Genomic DNA, 14,351 nt, shown 5'->3' with positions numbered 1-14,351 from the left:
GGGGCGGGATTCCATTTCACGCTACCTGTAGCAGTTGCGGCCTGCTGGCACTCCGGCGCAGATCACCTTGTTGTCAGCCGACAATCGAGCTTGTTAGGGCGGGATTTCCATTTCACGATACCTGTAGCAGTTCGGGCCAGCGGATGCTCTGGTGCAGATCACCCAGTTGTCAGCCGACAATCACTGTTTGCCAGGGTCAAAATTCCATTTCACGATACCTGTAGCAGTTCCGGCCAGCGGATGCTCTGGTGCAGATCACCCCGTTGTCAGCCGACAATCGAGCTTGTTAGGGCGGAATTTCCATTTCACGATACCTGTAGCAGTTCGGGCCAGCGGATGCTCTGGTGCAGATCACCCCGTTGTCAGCTGACAATCGCCATCACTGGATGGGCTGGTTTCCATTTCACGATACCGATAATGCGAATTTGCTGGAAAGTGCTGACATCCGGCAGTAAATGAGCGACGTAATCTTGTCATTGAACACCTCAGGTCATGGTGGCGACTGTACCACCTAAAATGGTGTCCGGGATGATTAGACCACTACAAGGGCAAGGTTAAGCCTCTCGTCAACATTTAGCCCTTTTAGCCTATAGGTTTTCGGCACCCGCCAACGTAGTCGCAGTTGGCCAGGGTCAGAGTTCTATTTCACAATACCGATAATCTGATCCCTTGCTGCCACTGAGGTGAAGATCGACTCGTTGTCAGCTGACAATTGCTACGGTGTGCAGAGATGGATTTCTAGTTAAACGGCAAACGAGATCTGAGATCCGTTTGGCATTTCAACATTGAGCTGTAGTTTTCCCCCAGCAGCCTCGACCCAGCGTTTAAGATCCATCAGTGTAACGTCCTGTACTGATGGTGTTTGATCGCAAATCATGGGTTCGGTGCCAGCCTGGGTCAGCATTTCACGCAGTTGGGTGAGATGAATCTCCAGTCGCATTTGCTCTGCTTTTTCCCTGGCCTGAGTGACAACGTCGGGCATTTCTGTGGTCAATATTTCGTCAAGCGTGCGTGCCATGGCTACCTCAAAAGAACTTTCGATGGACTGGGTCCTGACAAAGTCATTTTGCGCTGAACGTAAGTGGCTAAGTTCCGAGCAATATGAATATGATCAGTATCACTTGTGTGGGCTGAGGTGTCTATGCACGGGCTCCAATGGAGCTTTTTTTGTGTTTGCTGCGGCTATGCCGCTAGCAGCTGTACCAGTAGTTGTGGGCTATGCATAAAACCGATAATTCGCTGCTTGATGGCGTGGGTCTGGGATTGTATGGCTACAGCGCTCCTGTTTTGCGAGCTCTATCTGACTATGGGTCAAATTTACTCTACTGCAAATGAGGTATGTGGCTGTTATTAATTACCAAATCCTATTGTGAGTTGCCTAGATACTTGGTATAGCATGACGTATTCACTAGGGTCTCTATGGGGTTGTTAAATGAACAATGTGAAAGATACCGAAGCCGAAAAGGAATGCGTAGATGGTCATGGCGCATTAATTCGAAGCGAAACATCTCTTCTATACAGTGAAAATATAAAGTTACAAGGTTCACAGGGGCATGGGTTTGCAGCAGAAAAAATAAATGACTTGGCTGACCATTTATTGATGAGGGATGCTCAGATTGTCGGTGATGATAACATGAAGGATGGGCCAGATCGGTTGGTTAATGGCACCTATTATCAAACTAAATACTACCAAACTCCCAGCGCAACGGTAAGTGCTGCTATCGAAAATAAACATTGGCGGTACAGAAATCCTGATGGGAAGCCAATGTCGATTGAAGTACCAAGTGATCAATACGATAAAGCCAAATTACTGCTTAATGAGCGAATTTTGAATGGTGAGATTGAGGGGATTCCTCCTGGCTATGATGCGGATAGTTTGATTAAAAAAGGCCACTTCAGCTATGAACAGGCCAAGAAGGTCGTGAAATTCGGCACATTGGAAAGTCTTGCCTTCGACTCGGTGAATGGAATTATTACTTCCAGTTCAACGATGGGTATATCGGCCACCATGGCGTTTGCCAAAGAAATATGGGATGGCAAAGATTACAAGGCGGCATTAAGTTCAGCCATTGACGTCAGTTTAAGCGTCGGCGCAGATACCTATGTGAATTCACTGCTTGTGTCCCAGTTACAAAAGGCTGGAGCTGATAAATTATTTAAAGCTGGTGCAAATGCGATCACCAAGCAACTTGGTTCTGAACTGTCAGCCAAACTAATTAATTCAGTCAGTGGCAGTAGCCTGAGCGGTGCGGCCGCCAAAAATGCTGCCAGTAAGTACCTCCGAGGGACTGCTCTTGGTATTGCGGTCGGCGTGGGTTGGTCATCTAGAAAGCATTTCTCAGACCTGTTCAATGACCGTATATCTGGTGGTCAATTCAGCAAAAAAATAATCACTTCAGCGGGCGAGGCTGTGGGTGGGACGGCTGGTTTTATGTCTGGTGCCTCTACTGGAGCATCATTAGGAAGCGTTATTCCAGTAGTTGGGACGGTAATAGGCGGCGTACTTGGCGGGGTTGTTGGCTCTAGCCTAGGTAGCGGCATTATGCGCTTCCTCGTTTCTGGTGCTATCGACGGAATTGTCGATGATGATTCCCTTGCGCTTAGGCACTACATTCATGATGCTTTCACAGAAATCTGTGATGAGCATGGTCTAACTGATAATGAGGCAGATCTTGTTTTTAAAAAATTCACTGAGTTAGATCAGAATATTGTGATCAAAGACCTCTATAAACGTCAGAAACAAAGTGAACGAGCGGCTATAAACTACGTCTATGAAATAATGCGGGTTAAAGTATTACAGCTGATACAGCAACGTGCTTTTATCCAAGATCCAATTTCTTTCGAACCCTCCGAATTGCCCACTTTGAATAATGAGCAGCCCTTATTAGTTAGCGGCAGCAAGGCTGTAGAAGAAAAAAACTATAATCAGCCCAAAAAAATCATCGACTTTGATGACATATTCTACCCCTATGTTGAATATCTCAGTGAAGGTAAGAGAATTGTCCATGGTATGGACCTCATCGGTACAAAACAAGGAGAAAAGATGGGTGACAAAACCGGTTACTATAACTGTCAGATGCTTTTTGATACCACTTTGTTCAAGAGTGGTAGCTCAGGTTTTGCTGTGCTAGATAATGGTCTTATCTCATATGGACATGCAGGAAGCGATACTGAGGTTTGCTTCCAAGAAATTAAAAAGATAGAGCTCTCCTCTGCAAACTATGTTGATGTAACAATTAACACAGGAGAGGTAATAAGCATGAAGTTTATTCATTCCGAATACCGGAGCAAAATGAAGGTTGTTGTCGATTGTGTTCAGCAATACATCGAGCAGCTTAAATAATGAAACGGACTAAGTGTGTGCTCTAATTGAGCTCAATCTTGCCGAGAGCCTAACTATATAGGACTTCCCGGTAATACCGTGGAAAATCATAGTGTCACTACGGTTGGCCTCAAGTGAGAGTCATTGCTTGGGGCTACCTTGTGGTTCAACATCTCTTTCGGTGCGTATTCCGGCGAAGTGGCACAGCCATTCTGGCCAACGTAAACGCCTTGCTCCTTATCGCACTCACCTCATCCCATTTCTAACATTACCGGGGAACGGGTTCGAGATGAGCTGCTGATACAGACCGTTGTCAGCTGACAATGACTGATGTTGGTCTGCTGAGTTTGATTTCATTTCACCGCAAATGCACTGTTCGAGACCTAGAGGATCTCGATTGTCGTGCCACAACAGCATCATACGAGGGATGATTAGATCGTGGTAGTATTACAGCAGTGTCTCTCGGCAAGCCAGATAATACGTGCTCCACAACTCGCTAGCGGGTCGTCCATGCATCTTGATGCCGATATCTAGCAACAACAGCTCCCACTGCCGTGTATCGCGAAAAGCCATTTCACGAGCCTGTTCGATGCTATGGGCAGAATAGGCACGGAGCAATTTGTCTGATGTCGTCGAAAACAACCTTTCAAAAAAAGCTAGATCTTTTGCAGCCATAACCTGTGAGCGCAGTGTTGTTAGATACATAGTGTCCATTTCTGAATACCGAACTGCATCATCAATAAATTCATCACAAACCTCATATGCAATCTCATGGGATCTCCCATGAGTACTGAGGGCAACGATTAGTAGAATGAGTTGAGTCATCACAAGATCTCTGCTGTCAGTATGAATAAACCAGTCTAGCAGTAACTAATGGAACCTGTGGGGTCTTAACTCAAGTTAGATCGATGTTGAGCGGTTACGCATAACCTCACTATGTGGCTATATAAAAATCAATTATTTTGATGATAAATATTGGCACCAAACTTCAGCTAGGTGATAATGCTAGGCGATAAACAAATAACTTTTTAGGCGTGATATCCATGAACGATTTTATCAAAACACTGTTGAACATTCGTAGTCTCCGGGCCGCTCTGCGTGAACTACCATTCGAACAACTGATCGAGATTAAGACAAAAATTGATGAGGTGTTTGCAGAGCGTGAAGCTGCTGAGCTTCGATATCAGGAAGAAAACGCCGAACGTCTGCGTAAGCTGGCAGAGTTCAGCGAGATGTTGAAAAACGCAGGGATTGACCCCAGCGAACTGGTTGGCAGTGCAGCTCCGTCGAAAGCTGAAGGAAAGGAAAAGGCCAAGCGTGCGCCGCGTCCCGCAAAGTACAAGTATCACGAAGATGGCCAGGAAAAAACCTGGACTGGCCAGGGCCGTATGCCGAAAGCCATCGCTGAGGGCGTTGCTAGCGGAAAGTCCTTAGAGGATTATCTGATCTAATCCACAATTATAGTGGTATTGAAAGCAGCCGTAAGGCTGCTTTTTTATTCATTCGACTATAATAAATTTTGTTTAGGGTGGCATGAGACATTTTTTTTCATGCTATCCGTCCATTACTCTACATGTATAGCGAGTTTTCGATGAAAATAATGACCACAAAAGAGGTTGAGGTTATAGCTGATATTCAGTGTGACGTATGCCATAAAAGCACAACCCCACATATGAACCCAAATTTGTATAATCCTCAGTTTGGAGCCCTGACTGCAAAATGGGGTTATGGTTCGAAACATGATGGTACGGCATATGAGGTGCATCTATGTGAGGAGTGCTTTTTTACTGTGCTGAGTCAGATAAAAAATATGCGTAGAAATGATCATGCGGGTTATGTTGATGATCAATCATTTGGTAGGCTTTTATCTCATAGCCCTGAGCTTATATGACATCATTGGTTCGACCAGTTCTAGAAAAGGTATGTCTGTCATAGGATGAGGGCATGCCTTTTTATATAACTTTAATCAGCCTATGTCATAGTTTTAATTTCACGGAAGAAAATTAAATTCACCATGTATGTCTAGTTAATTTCATATTTTAAATATTAACTTTCGCCAATGCCATTGATAACGTTAGTCGTTAAATTAATAATTTAGCTCAAAAAATTGTTGATATTATATTTAGTGTTTGCAATACTATAATTAGAGTGAGAATTAAATATCACCGAATAATTTAGCTCATTTCTGAATGTGACTTCGTATAAATTTATTGTATATTTTTTGAAAAAACGCTAAACCAGCTATGTTTTAATGTCTATTAAATAGGTTGGTTTGAAAAATAAAACGCATAACACTACTAATAATTATTATAAAGGTGCACGCAATGAACATAAAACCACGCTCAGGTAGACCCCAAAAATCAGCTGGCGAAAAACGCAGCTTAATACTCCGAATCTCATTTAATGAAGCTGAGCAACGTGTTTTAACTAAGCATAGTAAAACCTATGGCATTCCCAAAAAGTCTAGCCTGATTCGGTTTTTGGCTCTCAGGGAACCAGACAGTAATATCTCACCAGATTTTTCATATGATGATCGTGTGAGATTGCTCGAGGGGGTATACAATATATCATCGAATTTAAATCAAATCATTTTGTTGATTAGACAAGCTGAGGTCGGTAGTGACGTTTATAAATTTATTACTGACAGTAGTGATAACTCTCCAGTGATGCAGGCTTTCTCATCTATAAATTCTCTGTTTATAGGAATTGAAAAAGCTCTGATTGGAGTAAAGTTGAAATGAATTTTGAAAAACACAGGTTCGGCCAAAACTTCCAGTACAGACTGTCTTATATTTACCGAGCTATACATATTGGTAGGAAACGAAAATCCATGCCATCACAGGTTTATCATCTCGGTGGTGGTGTAATTAATAGACCAAATATTACATTGAATGAAAGAGGTGAGGTCTCTGATTATGACATCGGGCCACTACTCATGGAGTTGAATATGCAGGCATCATTGTATGCAGGCACAGGAAACCAACTATGTGCACATTATTCACTATCATTAAGCCCCGATGAATCATTAACGCCATATCAATGTCTAGTTGCAGCTAGGCTGCTAATGATTGAACTGGGATATGGTAGCGATACTCGATGGACATCTGTTATACACCGCGATACAAGGTCTCTACATGTACATGTTGTGGCATGTAGAGTAAAACTAGACAGAACCTTAGTTGATGATAGTAATGACTACGCTCGTGGAGTTGACGCTGCTCGAAAAATTGAAATGGAATTGGGATTGTCGATCTGTAAAAGCCCTGAAAAAAATTTCGGTCATGAGTATAGCATAGTAAATATTAAAAATGGCCGTGGTAGAGGGAGCTTTCATGCTATGCATGATCCCGCTTGTATTATCAGGGATGCAATGGACGTGGTTTTTAAAAAACAGCCGAACAACATGACTGAATTTGTCACTGGGTTGCGTGAGCATAATGTAATGGTCAGGGTGAGGAGAGCAGATAATTACGAGCCAAAAGGTATTTGTTATAGTATAGACGGTAAGAAATGGATATCAGGCTCTAAGGTTAAGAGATTGCGGGCTACCTGGTCTAAGCTGCTCGACCAGGGCATTGAATATTCACCTCGGCGAGATGATTTAAATTTGCAATTAGGTGAATCAAATCAATTAATCGAGCTTAAGGTTATACTATTTACTGCATGGATTCGTTGCACTAAAAAACAATATGCCAAGATTAAAAGAACAGTGCAGTCATTTGTGGATAAAAAAACATATGGTTCATCGTCATTCTTTTTCCGGCTTCTAAGATTGGATTTTGTTTTGCTATCAATCGAAGAACCATCGGATAGTTTTATATCAAATGCACGAGCACTGTTGGAAGGCGTTTTGGCTACAATTTTTAGGAAAGGGCTGGAGAGCGTTCATGTAGGATCAAACGCATTGATTCCTGATGGATATGTCCAGGATATCAACTCAGAAAAAGATACTATTGATAAGCCAAACATGTTTTTCTTAGACAGAGACAAACTAAAAAATGAAATTTTGACTAACAATGAATGGATTGCTGATTGGTATGGGGATCCCATATCACACGAACAAACCAAAGAAAAAAACATAAAATAACAATAATAATGAGAGGTGTGGCATGGCTAACATGAGGTTGAATGCAAATCTTAGAACAGTATCATTTAGCAAAACCGTGAGTGTACTGGAAGAGCTGGAGCTCAGTTCAGGTAAATGTGTTCGTAGGTATAGGGCTGTAAATGTTCACCTAGGTACAGTTGATGTGAATTCTGATTTTTCCCTTATAAAAGAGTTAACCGAGGCTGACGCAAAAAATGCAAAGCTTTGGGTCCAGGAGCAGCAACGACTGGTCCAGTATGCTTACATGGATAATCAGAAAAAAGGACTAATTGGCGGGTGTCCTGTTATCAAACGTAATAAGAGCGACGATGATAAGTATCGAGATCATTATGGGTATATTCCAGATTGCAGGGTTGGTGAATTTATTGGTGTAATCATCAATCAAATCCCACTGTCGTCACCCATACAATCTGTTGAGTCTAACAACTCGTTATATGAAAATATTATTGAGTTGAGAAAGAAAGGTCGTTTGTCTGACGTGTTTAAGGATATTTTTAATGCGCTAATTAAAATTCATAAAATAAATCCTTTCACAAAGAATGAATGGTTTTCTCTTTTCTTGGGGGAAAAAGATTGTTTTTACTTGATTACAGCGGCTTCTGGTTATAAACAAAGCATTTTTGAAAAAATGCTTCCACTTAATCATAGAGCAACAATATTGTCGCAGATAAATAAGGCTCTGAAAAATCGAGTTACCAGCAAAACGTGTTGATAGAGGCTGATCCAGGCTTTTACCAGCGGTAATGAAATAACGATAGATATGACTGTACAGATATAGTGATAACCTGACACCGGCCTCAAACCGGTGTCATATTTCAAGTCGTCCTCGATTGATTATGATTGACAGTCATTTTATAGCTTTATAAATCTCGGACTTAATTCTATCTATTGCAGGTTGACATGCTGCACGACTAAATATTTTGTATGTTGACAAATGAGGGAGGCGTACAAGCAAGGAAACTTGATCCCCCCTTTCGTAACGCTGAATTTGGTATCTGACTCTCCCCCAGCCAATCTGTTCATTGATTTTATCAACCATCTGGAAACCATGCTTGGTTAAATGGCCATCTAGTTCATCAAATACGATTTTCGAAATCGCGATATAGAGTTTACAGTGGACCTGTTTTATACGCTCATCCCATATTTGACGTGCATGTTCAAGCCACTCACCCTTTCCTTTTAATGAATGCCAATTTCGTGAGCGGGCAGGAATATAGTTTGTCATCAGAGAGCCATCCATGAGCTGCGTGTATGATACACCCAGTTCATCGCCAATCATTGTATATAAGTGTTTCATCTGCTGTTGTAGTGGAGCGTTTCCTTTCTTACAGCCCTTCCATCGTTCGTTGTAATATGCGCATTCTGACTCTACTGAAATTGCATTGGTATCACATGGTCCACCACCTGGATTTATACCAAAGAATGCGACAGGATACTGAGGGGATAGCATATTCTCATACCTACAGAAAAGCAGGTCCCACCCCATATCATTCTTTAAGTTATCATATTTGTTTTGGATGAACGCAAACAGACTCTCTTTACACAAGAAATTGATATCCGTACTCATACATTGTCCATTACATCGTCAAAGTGGAAGTTAGATTGTCATTCTGAATTAAATAAAAGTCAACAAGATAGCGTTTTTACCATTTATGTTTTAAAAGGAAAATCTCATTACTCGTACTTGCCGATTTTAGAAGCCTTTTTATTTTTCAGGGGGGGCTTTTAACTGCTGAAAGTTCATTGCAGATATCAATTCTTCCCCAAGTTCCAGAGGGCTTTATACATAGTGACATGATTTACTATCTCTGGAGTTTAGCCACAGCTCTGGACTTGTCATGTTGAATTCCCTAAAAAGCTATTTATGGCAATAATGCCCAGTTCCATTTTTATTCTTGCGGAGACATTTGCTGAATGAATATTAATTTGGGGAGGGATGAAGTTATTTGTCATTACCTCATTTTATATCCAGAGAATAACGTCGTAGCCGGTTCCTCTATCATCATCACCGAGGTCATGATCGAGGCTAATTTCTGTCACCGTCTCTGTTTCTAGCCATGCAATCACCTCGTCCGGCTAGAATACGCGAACCCACCCTACCGGAGTTTGTCTTTCATCGTCCAGATACAATTTCATACCATTTTTTCCAGGTTCAGTTCCAATACGTGAGCAATCCCGCGATTGGCCCCATCAACAATCAACTCACCGGGAAACGGTAGTCTGGATGACAAACCAAGATCGGGATCGATGTAGTAGACACATGCGCCAGGGTTGATGTTTTGTAACAGAGAGCTCGCAGGCTCAACAAGCAAACTGGTGCCGACAACTACTACGGTATCAGCCTCGCAGAGCCAGCGACGAGCTTGTTGATACTCATAAATCTTTTCACCAAACAGCACGATATCTGGACGCAATTGTGAGCCAGTGGATGGGCTGCGATCACCGACCGCAACATCCTCATGCCAAGGCAGCCGATATTTTTTGCTACGGAAACCGATGGGGACCAAAAACTGGATTGAACCATGCAGATGAAGGACATCACGGCTACCTGCTCTCTCATGTAAGTCATCAATATTTTGGGTTATGACCCTAACAGTACATTTCTGTTGTAGCAGGGCTATCAGATAATGCGCTTGTGAGGGGGCGGCTTCTAACATGGTTTGACGCCGTTTGTTGTGAAAGTCCAAGAAGCCAGCCAGATCCGTACTCATGCTACTAGCGTGGGAATAGCGCCAGTTCTTATGATTACGCCAAATACCTTCACTTCTAAACGTGGGCACACCGCTTTCCGCTGACAAACCCGCCCCGGTAAAGAAGAGGATTGTGGGATGGTAGTGTTGGCCCGTTATCGCGGCTTGTACTTTTTTTTCTCTATGACGGCGCTGATGTCTACGTGCTCGGGAAGATATTGGTTGCATACGACCACCTTTCGGTATGGCACGACCAGTCCACCCGATTGATTTGTTTCTGAACCAGGGCGGTTGGGGTCACACCTCATTGCTAAGTTTCTGCTCACCTCATCGAGGTAAGAATGAGGGGAGCGGCAGTTACCAGTTGAGATCAAACAAGCTGCGACTAATGGATGTAATTGCACTAGCAGACCTGGCACTTTGTTTACTGATGGGCTCGCTATGCATGAAAAACCAGTAGCGGTACTCCTGAGCAAAATGGTCACTTGCCTGCAAAACCGGTTCCCGGTAATCGCGTCTTATGCGCTCCGTTATGACCCGCTGTTCATCCAGATGCAGATCTTTGAGGCCAAAGCCATGTTGTCGGACACACCAGTCGACAACACACAAAGCGGTTAACTGGTTGTATCGCCTAAACGGTCGGATTGAACTAATCAGATAAAACAGTTCAGCCCCTCTGGCAAAGATACAGGGATAGGCCTCCTCCCTTATTTTATTTTGCTGCACGCGCATGATGGTCCAGTCCAAGATTTGAACCATACCCTGGGTGGTCATCGAGGGTGTTTGAACAATGGCACGACTGACGAAACGATGGATTTGCAGGACTTTTCTTGTGGAAATCATGGTTGCTTACTCACACATTATTTAGCGCAAAGCACACTCGTGTAAGGAAGGTTTAGAAGCCTTGAAATAAGGTTTGAGTAGTGGAAGCCCAGTGGGTGCACAGAATTTTTCATGCACTAGCGTGTGTTTTATGCAGGATTTGGAATGTATATACTGAGCGACTCGGGTTGTATTTTGAGGCAATCCCCGCCTCATACTGGGCCTTTATAGAGGATAGAGTGTGTAATGAGTAAACCATTTGGTTCCGGCAGCGTTACTGTGCAACCATCTCGTGGTCTGTGGCAGGCCAGCTACTTAGGGCAGAAAGTCACCTATAGTGAAGCTCGGTTTGGATCAATGGCAGAGACCCTTGCTCACCGGGCTTTGTTAAAATTGCAGGCTGGAAACTTTGACCCTGTGTCCGACGATCTGCAATTTAAGCAGTCATGGCGAATGCTGGATGCTGCCAGGCAATTGGGGCTCTCATTGGGCCAACTGCGGCAGTGGATGCTAACTGGAATGCTCAACGGACATGAGATTAAACCACCAATGCGTGATGTTAAAGGCGTTGACCGAATCACCGGTTGCGAATTGATGATGGCGCAAGAGCGCCTTGCTGAGTGCAAATCGGGGTTGTCACTTTGCAATAGGTAATTCATCCAATGCGGTTGTATAGCGGGGACTGAGTTTTTCACGCTTCATCATCCAATCACTGTTGTCTCTCCCACAAGATCCAAAATGAATTTTTCCTAATCGTCCTTGGTTGATTCGGTCGATCATCTGCATTAGGTCCTGGTGCGTATTCCGGCGAAGTTGAACAGCCATTCCGGCCAACGTGAACACCCTGATCCTTAACGCGCTCACGTCACCCCGTTTCTAACTCGAGTGTTCAGATTGGGTCAACTCACTTCTCCTCTTTCTCATCGATTCTCCCTTCAGTGACAGCCGGTGAGCGTTGTGCATCAGCCGGTCCAGGATCGCATCTGCCAGAGTGTTGTCCCCCAAGCTCGCGTACCACTCTTCCGTTGGCAGCTGACTGACCACGACCGTCGAGTATTTCCCGTACCGATCATCCATGATCTCCAGCAGGGCGTTGCGCTGCTCGGCATTCACCGCTTCCAGTCCCCAGTCATCCAGGATCAGCAGCTCTATCCTTGCCAGTTGACCCAGCAGTCTGGCGTAACTGCCATCTACCTTGGCCTGGCTCAGCTCAAGTAGCAGACGCGGCAGCCGGTAGTAACGAGTGCTGTGCCCCTGCTGACAGGCTTGGTAGCCCAGCGCACAGGCTAGGTAGGTTTTTCCGCAGCCACAGGGGCCGGTAATGAGCAGGTTCTGGCCCCGGCGCAGCCACTCTCCTTGGGCCAGGTTTGCCACCTGTGACCGCTCCAGGTTGCGTGCAGACTGGTAGTCCACCTCTTGCACCGTGGCCTGGAGTTTGAGCCTCGCCTGCTTGACCAGCCGAGCTTGTTTACGCTGCTCCCGGCTCAGTTGTTCGTGTTCGACCAGCAGGCTTAGCCGCTCGATGAAGGGCAGCCCTTCGTAGGTACTTGCCTGTTCCAGTTGTTGTTGCACGGCATCCGCCATGCCAGTCAGTTTCAGGTGTCTCAAGCGGGTCAGCGTTTGTTGGGTCATGGGTTTTTTCCTCGTTAGTGGAAGCTCTGGGGGCCGCGGATGTTCTCGTGCTCTTGCGGCAGTTCTGGATAACTGAGCGGACTTGCGGGCAGTTGGTCGCGGCCACTGGTCAGCACCGACTTGAGCTGCTTGAGCCGCACCAGTCCTTCCCGGTTGGCCAGCTGGCAACAGCCTTCGACTCGTGATGGCGGATACTCCCGGCTAAGACTCAGCAGTCCCAGGCAGAGTCGGTATGCCTGCTCGGCATGGGCTTTCTCTGCCAGCCGTTCGCTAACCCAGCACAAGGTGCCCGGTCCGATGTCGGCAGCCCACTGCTTAAGACGCCCTGGCGTCCAGCGTTGCTGCTTGCTGTGACGTTCCGGCATGTGCTCAGGGAGTGTGCTCATCCCCGGGATGGTTTTACGCGGATGGCTCGCGACCAGCTGTTGCTGGTGATAGACCTGAAGCAGGGTATCGCCCGCATGGAGCTCCAGTTGCTGACCCACATACTGGTGCGGCACCGAGTAATGGTGCTGCTCATAACTGACGTGATAGTCGATGTTGACCTTGACCGTTTTGATGGCGACATAGCGATAGGGATGCACCGGTAGTGACCCCAGTGCCGGGCGGTCCAACTGCTCAAACGCCTCGCGTCGGTTACCGGGCAGCTGCTTGAACGGGCGCTCGTTGAGCTCATTCAACAAAGCCCGGATGCACTGGTTTAGCTCGGCAAGCGAGAAGAAGGTCTGATGGCGTAGACGAGCCAGGATCCAGCGCTCGACGATCTGCACACCCACCTCGGCCTTGGCTTTGTCCTTAGGCTTGTAAGGGCGAGCTGGCATCACCGCCACCTGATAGTGCTCGGCCAACTGCTGGTAGCTGGGGTTGAGCTCGGGATCGTATCGGCAAGCCTTGCTGACACCGCTCTTGAGGTTGTCGGGGATCAGCAGTACCGGTGTCCCGCCGAAAAACTCAAAGGCACGGACATGGCTTTGCAGCCAGTCCGGCAGTGACTGGGACCAGGTGGCCTCGGCAAAGGTGTAGTTGGACGCACCGAGCACGGCGACAAAGACTTGTGCCTGACGGACCTCACCCGTAGTCGGCGACACGATGGGCACCGTGGGCCCGCAGTAGTCGATAAAGAGCTTTTCCCCCGCCTTGTGGATCTGGCGCATGGAGCGCTTTTGCAACTGACACCAGGACTTGTAACGGTCACAGAACTGGGAGTAGCTGTAACAGCTATTGGGATAGCGCTGGGTGTACTCCTCCCAGAGCAGCTGTTTGGAGACCCCCTTGCGCTTGAGCTCCTGATGGACAGAGGGCCAATCCGGCACAACATGGCGGGCCGAGATGGTGGTATCGGCCTGCGGATAGAACAGGGCAGCCAGTCGGCCATCATCAAGCTCGGTAGGTAAGGGCCAGGTAAGGCCGAGCGCCTGGGCACTTTTGAGGAGTTTCTGGATGGAGCCGACACTGACCTTGGTACAGATACTGATTTGGCGAACAGAGAGGTCAGCTTCCAGCCGCAGTCGCAGCACTTCACGAATTTTACGCATTGCAATCCTCTTGGCAGACATAGGCTCTTCCCTGGCAAAAGGGAGAGCGTATCAAAGGTTTTTAAATCAATGCGTTAAGGATGATTCCGGTGAATGTGAACAGTGATTCCGGGATGTTGAACACTGTTTCCGGAAAGGAGGGGCGAAGTGTTCAGGTTGAACCGGAATGAGCGTTCACATTGGTCCGGAAATGGTGTTCACGTTGAATCGGAATTGGTGTTCATGATCGGCCGGAATATGCA

At 45.9% G+C, this 14,351-nt stretch carries 16 protein-coding genes; 7 read left to right on the top strand and 9 right to left on the bottom strand.

Annotated features, from left to right (window positions below):
* Window positions 1-742: 742 nt before the first annotated feature.
* A complete protein-coding gene (locus AB5Y67_RS15460) occupies window positions 743-1,018 on the bottom strand; it encodes a hypothetical protein (RefSeq protein ID WP_052815731.1) in 276 nt (91 codons plus the stop codon).
* Between the two features lie 414 nt (window positions 1,019-1,432).
* Here AB5Y67_RS15460 and AB5Y67_RS15455 point away from each other — a divergent pair, with 414 nt between their 5' ends.
* Window positions 1,433-3,343: a hypothetical protein gene (locus tag AB5Y67_RS15455; RefSeq protein ID WP_257701322.1), complete on the top strand. Its 1,911-nt coding sequence runs from the start codon at window positions 1,433-1,435 to the stop codon at window positions 3,341-3,343.
* A 426-nt stretch (window positions 3,344-3,769) separates the two neighbouring features.
* Here AB5Y67_RS15455 and AB5Y67_RS15450 read toward each other — a convergent pair whose 3' ends face one another.
* Complete coding sequence (locus AB5Y67_RS15450) at window positions 3,770-4,147, bottom strand: hypothetical protein (RefSeq protein WP_144716192.1); 378 nt, start codon at window positions 4,145-4,147, stop codon at window positions 3,770-3,772.
* Between the two features lie 218 nt (window positions 4,148-4,365).
* On the opposite strand from AB5Y67_RS15450, the gene AB5Y67_RS15445 reads away from it, so the two are divergent.
* From AB5Y67_RS15445 to AB5Y67_RS15425, 5 genes are all read left to right on the top strand, one after another.
* On the top strand, window positions 4,366-4,773 hold the full coding sequence (locus tag AB5Y67_RS15445; protein WP_040096571.1) for an H-NS family nucleoid-associated regulatory protein: 408 nt from the start codon (window positions 4,366-4,368) through the stop codon (window positions 4,771-4,773).
* Between the two features lie 140 nt (window positions 4,774-4,913).
* Window positions 4,914-5,213, top strand: a complete 300-nt coding sequence (locus AB5Y67_RS15440; RefSeq protein WP_247824040.1) for a hypothetical protein — start codon at window positions 4,914-4,916, stop codon at window positions 5,211-5,213.
* A gap of 433 nt (window positions 5,214-5,646) precedes the next feature.
* Entirely contained in the window at window positions 5,647-6,063 is a 417-nt protein-coding gene (locus tag AB5Y67_RS15435; RefSeq protein WP_139474405.1) for a hypothetical protein, read from the top strand.
* Window positions 6,064-6,152: 89 nt separating this feature from the next.
* Window positions 6,153-7,409: a relaxase/mobilization nuclease domain-containing protein gene (locus AB5Y67_RS15430; protein WP_247824041.1), complete on the top strand. Its 1,257-nt coding sequence runs from the start codon at window positions 6,153-6,155 to the stop codon at window positions 7,407-7,409.
* 22 nt (window positions 7,410-7,431) lie between these two features.
* Window positions 7,432-8,142, top strand: a complete 711-nt coding sequence (locus AB5Y67_RS15425; protein ID WP_236271812.1) for a hypothetical protein — start codon at window positions 7,432-7,434, stop codon at window positions 8,140-8,142.
* A 135-nt stretch (window positions 8,143-8,277) separates the two neighbouring features.
* Here the strand turns inward: AB5Y67_RS15425 and AB5Y67_RS15420 are convergent, their stop codons facing one another.
* The 4 genes from AB5Y67_RS15420 to AB5Y67_RS15405 form a co-directional block, all read right to left on the bottom strand.
* Window positions 8,278-8,997: a hypothetical protein gene (locus tag AB5Y67_RS15420; RefSeq protein WP_266134027.1), complete on the bottom strand. Its 720-nt coding sequence runs from the start codon at window positions 8,995-8,997 to the stop codon at window positions 8,278-8,280.
* Window positions 8,998-9,392: 395 nt separating this feature from the next.
* Window positions 9,393-9,497 carry a cyclic-phosphate processing receiver domain-containing protein gene (locus AB5Y67_RS15415; protein ID WP_368207939.1) on the bottom strand — a complete coding sequence of 35 codons (105 nt, stop codon included), beginning with the start codon at window positions 9,495-9,497 and terminating at the stop codon, window positions 9,393-9,395.
* A 65-nt stretch (window positions 9,498-9,562) separates the two neighbouring features.
* Complete coding sequence (locus AB5Y67_RS15410; protein ID WP_266134026.1) at window positions 9,563-10,348, bottom strand: Sir2 family NAD-dependent protein deacetylase; 786 nt, start codon at window positions 10,346-10,348, stop codon at window positions 9,563-9,565.
* A 129-nt stretch (window positions 10,349-10,477) separates the two neighbouring features.
* On the bottom strand, window positions 10,478-10,963 hold the full coding sequence (locus AB5Y67_RS15405) for a hypothetical protein (RefSeq protein ID WP_325793943.1): 486 nt from the start codon (window positions 10,961-10,963) through the stop codon (window positions 10,478-10,480).
* A 225-nt stretch (window positions 10,964-11,188) separates the two neighbouring features.
* On the opposite strand from AB5Y67_RS15405, the gene AB5Y67_RS15400 reads away from it, so the two are divergent.
* The gene (locus AB5Y67_RS15400; protein ID WP_325793942.1) at window positions 11,189-11,596 is read left to right on the top strand and encodes a hypothetical protein; all 408 of its coding nucleotides are present in this window, start codon (window positions 11,189-11,191) and stop codon (window positions 11,594-11,596) included.
* Here AB5Y67_RS15400 and AB5Y67_RS15395 read toward each other — a convergent pair.
* From AB5Y67_RS15395 to istA, 3 genes are all read right to left on the bottom strand, one after another.
* Entirely contained in the window at window positions 11,579-11,722 is a 144-nt protein-coding gene (locus AB5Y67_RS15395) for a DUF4113 domain-containing protein (protein WP_234925239.1), read from the bottom strand. The two genes, AB5Y67_RS15400 and AB5Y67_RS15395, sit on opposite strands and share 18 nt — an antisense overlap.
* 96 nt (window positions 11,723-11,818) lie before the next feature.
* Window positions 11,819-12,574, bottom strand: coding sequence for an IS21-like element ISAs29 family helper ATPase IstB (istB, locus tag AB5Y67_RS15390; RefSeq protein ID WP_000194037.1), 756 nt, complete (start codon window positions 12,572-12,574; stop codon window positions 11,819-11,821).
* Window positions 12,575-12,588: 14 nt separating this feature from the next.
* The gene (istA, locus tag AB5Y67_RS15385; RefSeq protein WP_111809685.1) at window positions 12,589-14,130 is read right to left on the bottom strand and encodes an IS21-like element ISAs29 family transposase; all 1,542 of its coding nucleotides are present in this window, start codon (window positions 14,128-14,130) and stop codon (window positions 12,589-12,591) included.
* Between the last annotated feature and the right edge of the window lie 221 nt (window positions 14,131-14,351).

Origin of the sequence: Aeromonas sp. s12 (assembly GCF_040907925.1) — a bacterium.
GTDB classification, from domain to species: Bacteria; Pseudomonadota; Gammaproteobacteria; order Enterobacterales; family Aeromonadaceae; genus Aeromonas; species Aeromonas veronii.
The sequence above is the reverse complement of the archived record's forward strand: the minus strand, read 5'-3'. Positions and strand labels throughout refer to the sequence as shown.

Bases quoted from the DNA above. Each gene is read 5' to 3' on its own strand.
- AB5Y67_RS15400 (WP_325793942.1), top strand. From the start codon at position 11,189: ATGAGTAAACCATTTGGTTCCGGCAGCGTTACTGTGCAACCATCTCGT.
- istA (WP_111809685.1), bottom strand. From the start codon at position 14,130: ATGTCTGCCAAGAGGATTGCAATGCGTAAAATTCGTGAAGTGCTGCGA.
- AB5Y67_RS15450 (WP_144716192.1), bottom strand. From the start codon at position 4,147: ATGACTCAACTCATTCTACTAATCGTTGCCCTCAGTACTCATGGGAGA.
- AB5Y67_RS15460 (WP_052815731.1), bottom strand. From the start codon at position 1,018: ATGGCACGCACGCTTGACGAAATATTGACCACAGAAATGCCCGACGTT.
- AB5Y67_RS15420 (WP_266134027.1), bottom strand. From the start codon at position 8,997: ATGAGTACGGATATCAATTTCTTGTGTAAAGAGAGTCTGTTTGCGTTC.
- AB5Y67_RS15395 (WP_234925239.1), bottom strand. From the start codon at position 11,722: ATGATCGACCGAATCAACCAAGGACGATTAGGAAAAATTCATTTTGGA.
- AB5Y67_RS15405 (WP_325793943.1), bottom strand. From the start codon at position 10,963: ATGATTTCCACAAGAAAAGTCCTGCAAATCCATCGTTTCGTCAGTCGT.
- istB (WP_000194037.1), bottom strand. From the start codon at position 12,574: ATGACCCAACAAACGCTGACCCGCTTGAGACACCTGAAACTGACTGGC.
- AB5Y67_RS15455 (WP_257701322.1), top strand. From the start codon at position 1,433: ATGAACAATGTGAAAGATACCGAAGCCGAAAAGGAATGCGTAGATGGT.
- AB5Y67_RS15440 (WP_247824040.1), top strand. From the start codon at position 4,914: ATGAAAATAATGACCACAAAAGAGGTTGAGGTTATAGCTGATATTCAG.
- AB5Y67_RS15410 (WP_266134026.1), bottom strand. From the start codon at position 10,348: ATGCAACCAATATCTTCCCGAGCACGTAGACATCAGCGCCGTCATAGA.
- AB5Y67_RS15445 (WP_040096571.1), top strand. From the start codon at position 4,366: ATGAACGATTTTATCAAAACACTGTTGAACATTCGTAGTCTCCGGGCC.
- AB5Y67_RS15435 (WP_139474405.1), top strand. From the start codon at position 5,647: ATGAACATAAAACCACGCTCAGGTAGACCCCAAAAATCAGCTGGCGAA.
- AB5Y67_RS15425 (WP_236271812.1), top strand. From the start codon at position 7,432: ATGGCTAACATGAGGTTGAATGCAAATCTTAGAACAGTATCATTTAGC.
- AB5Y67_RS15430 (WP_247824041.1), top strand. From the start codon at position 6,153: ATGCCATCACAGGTTTATCATCTCGGTGGTGGTGTAATTAATAGACCA.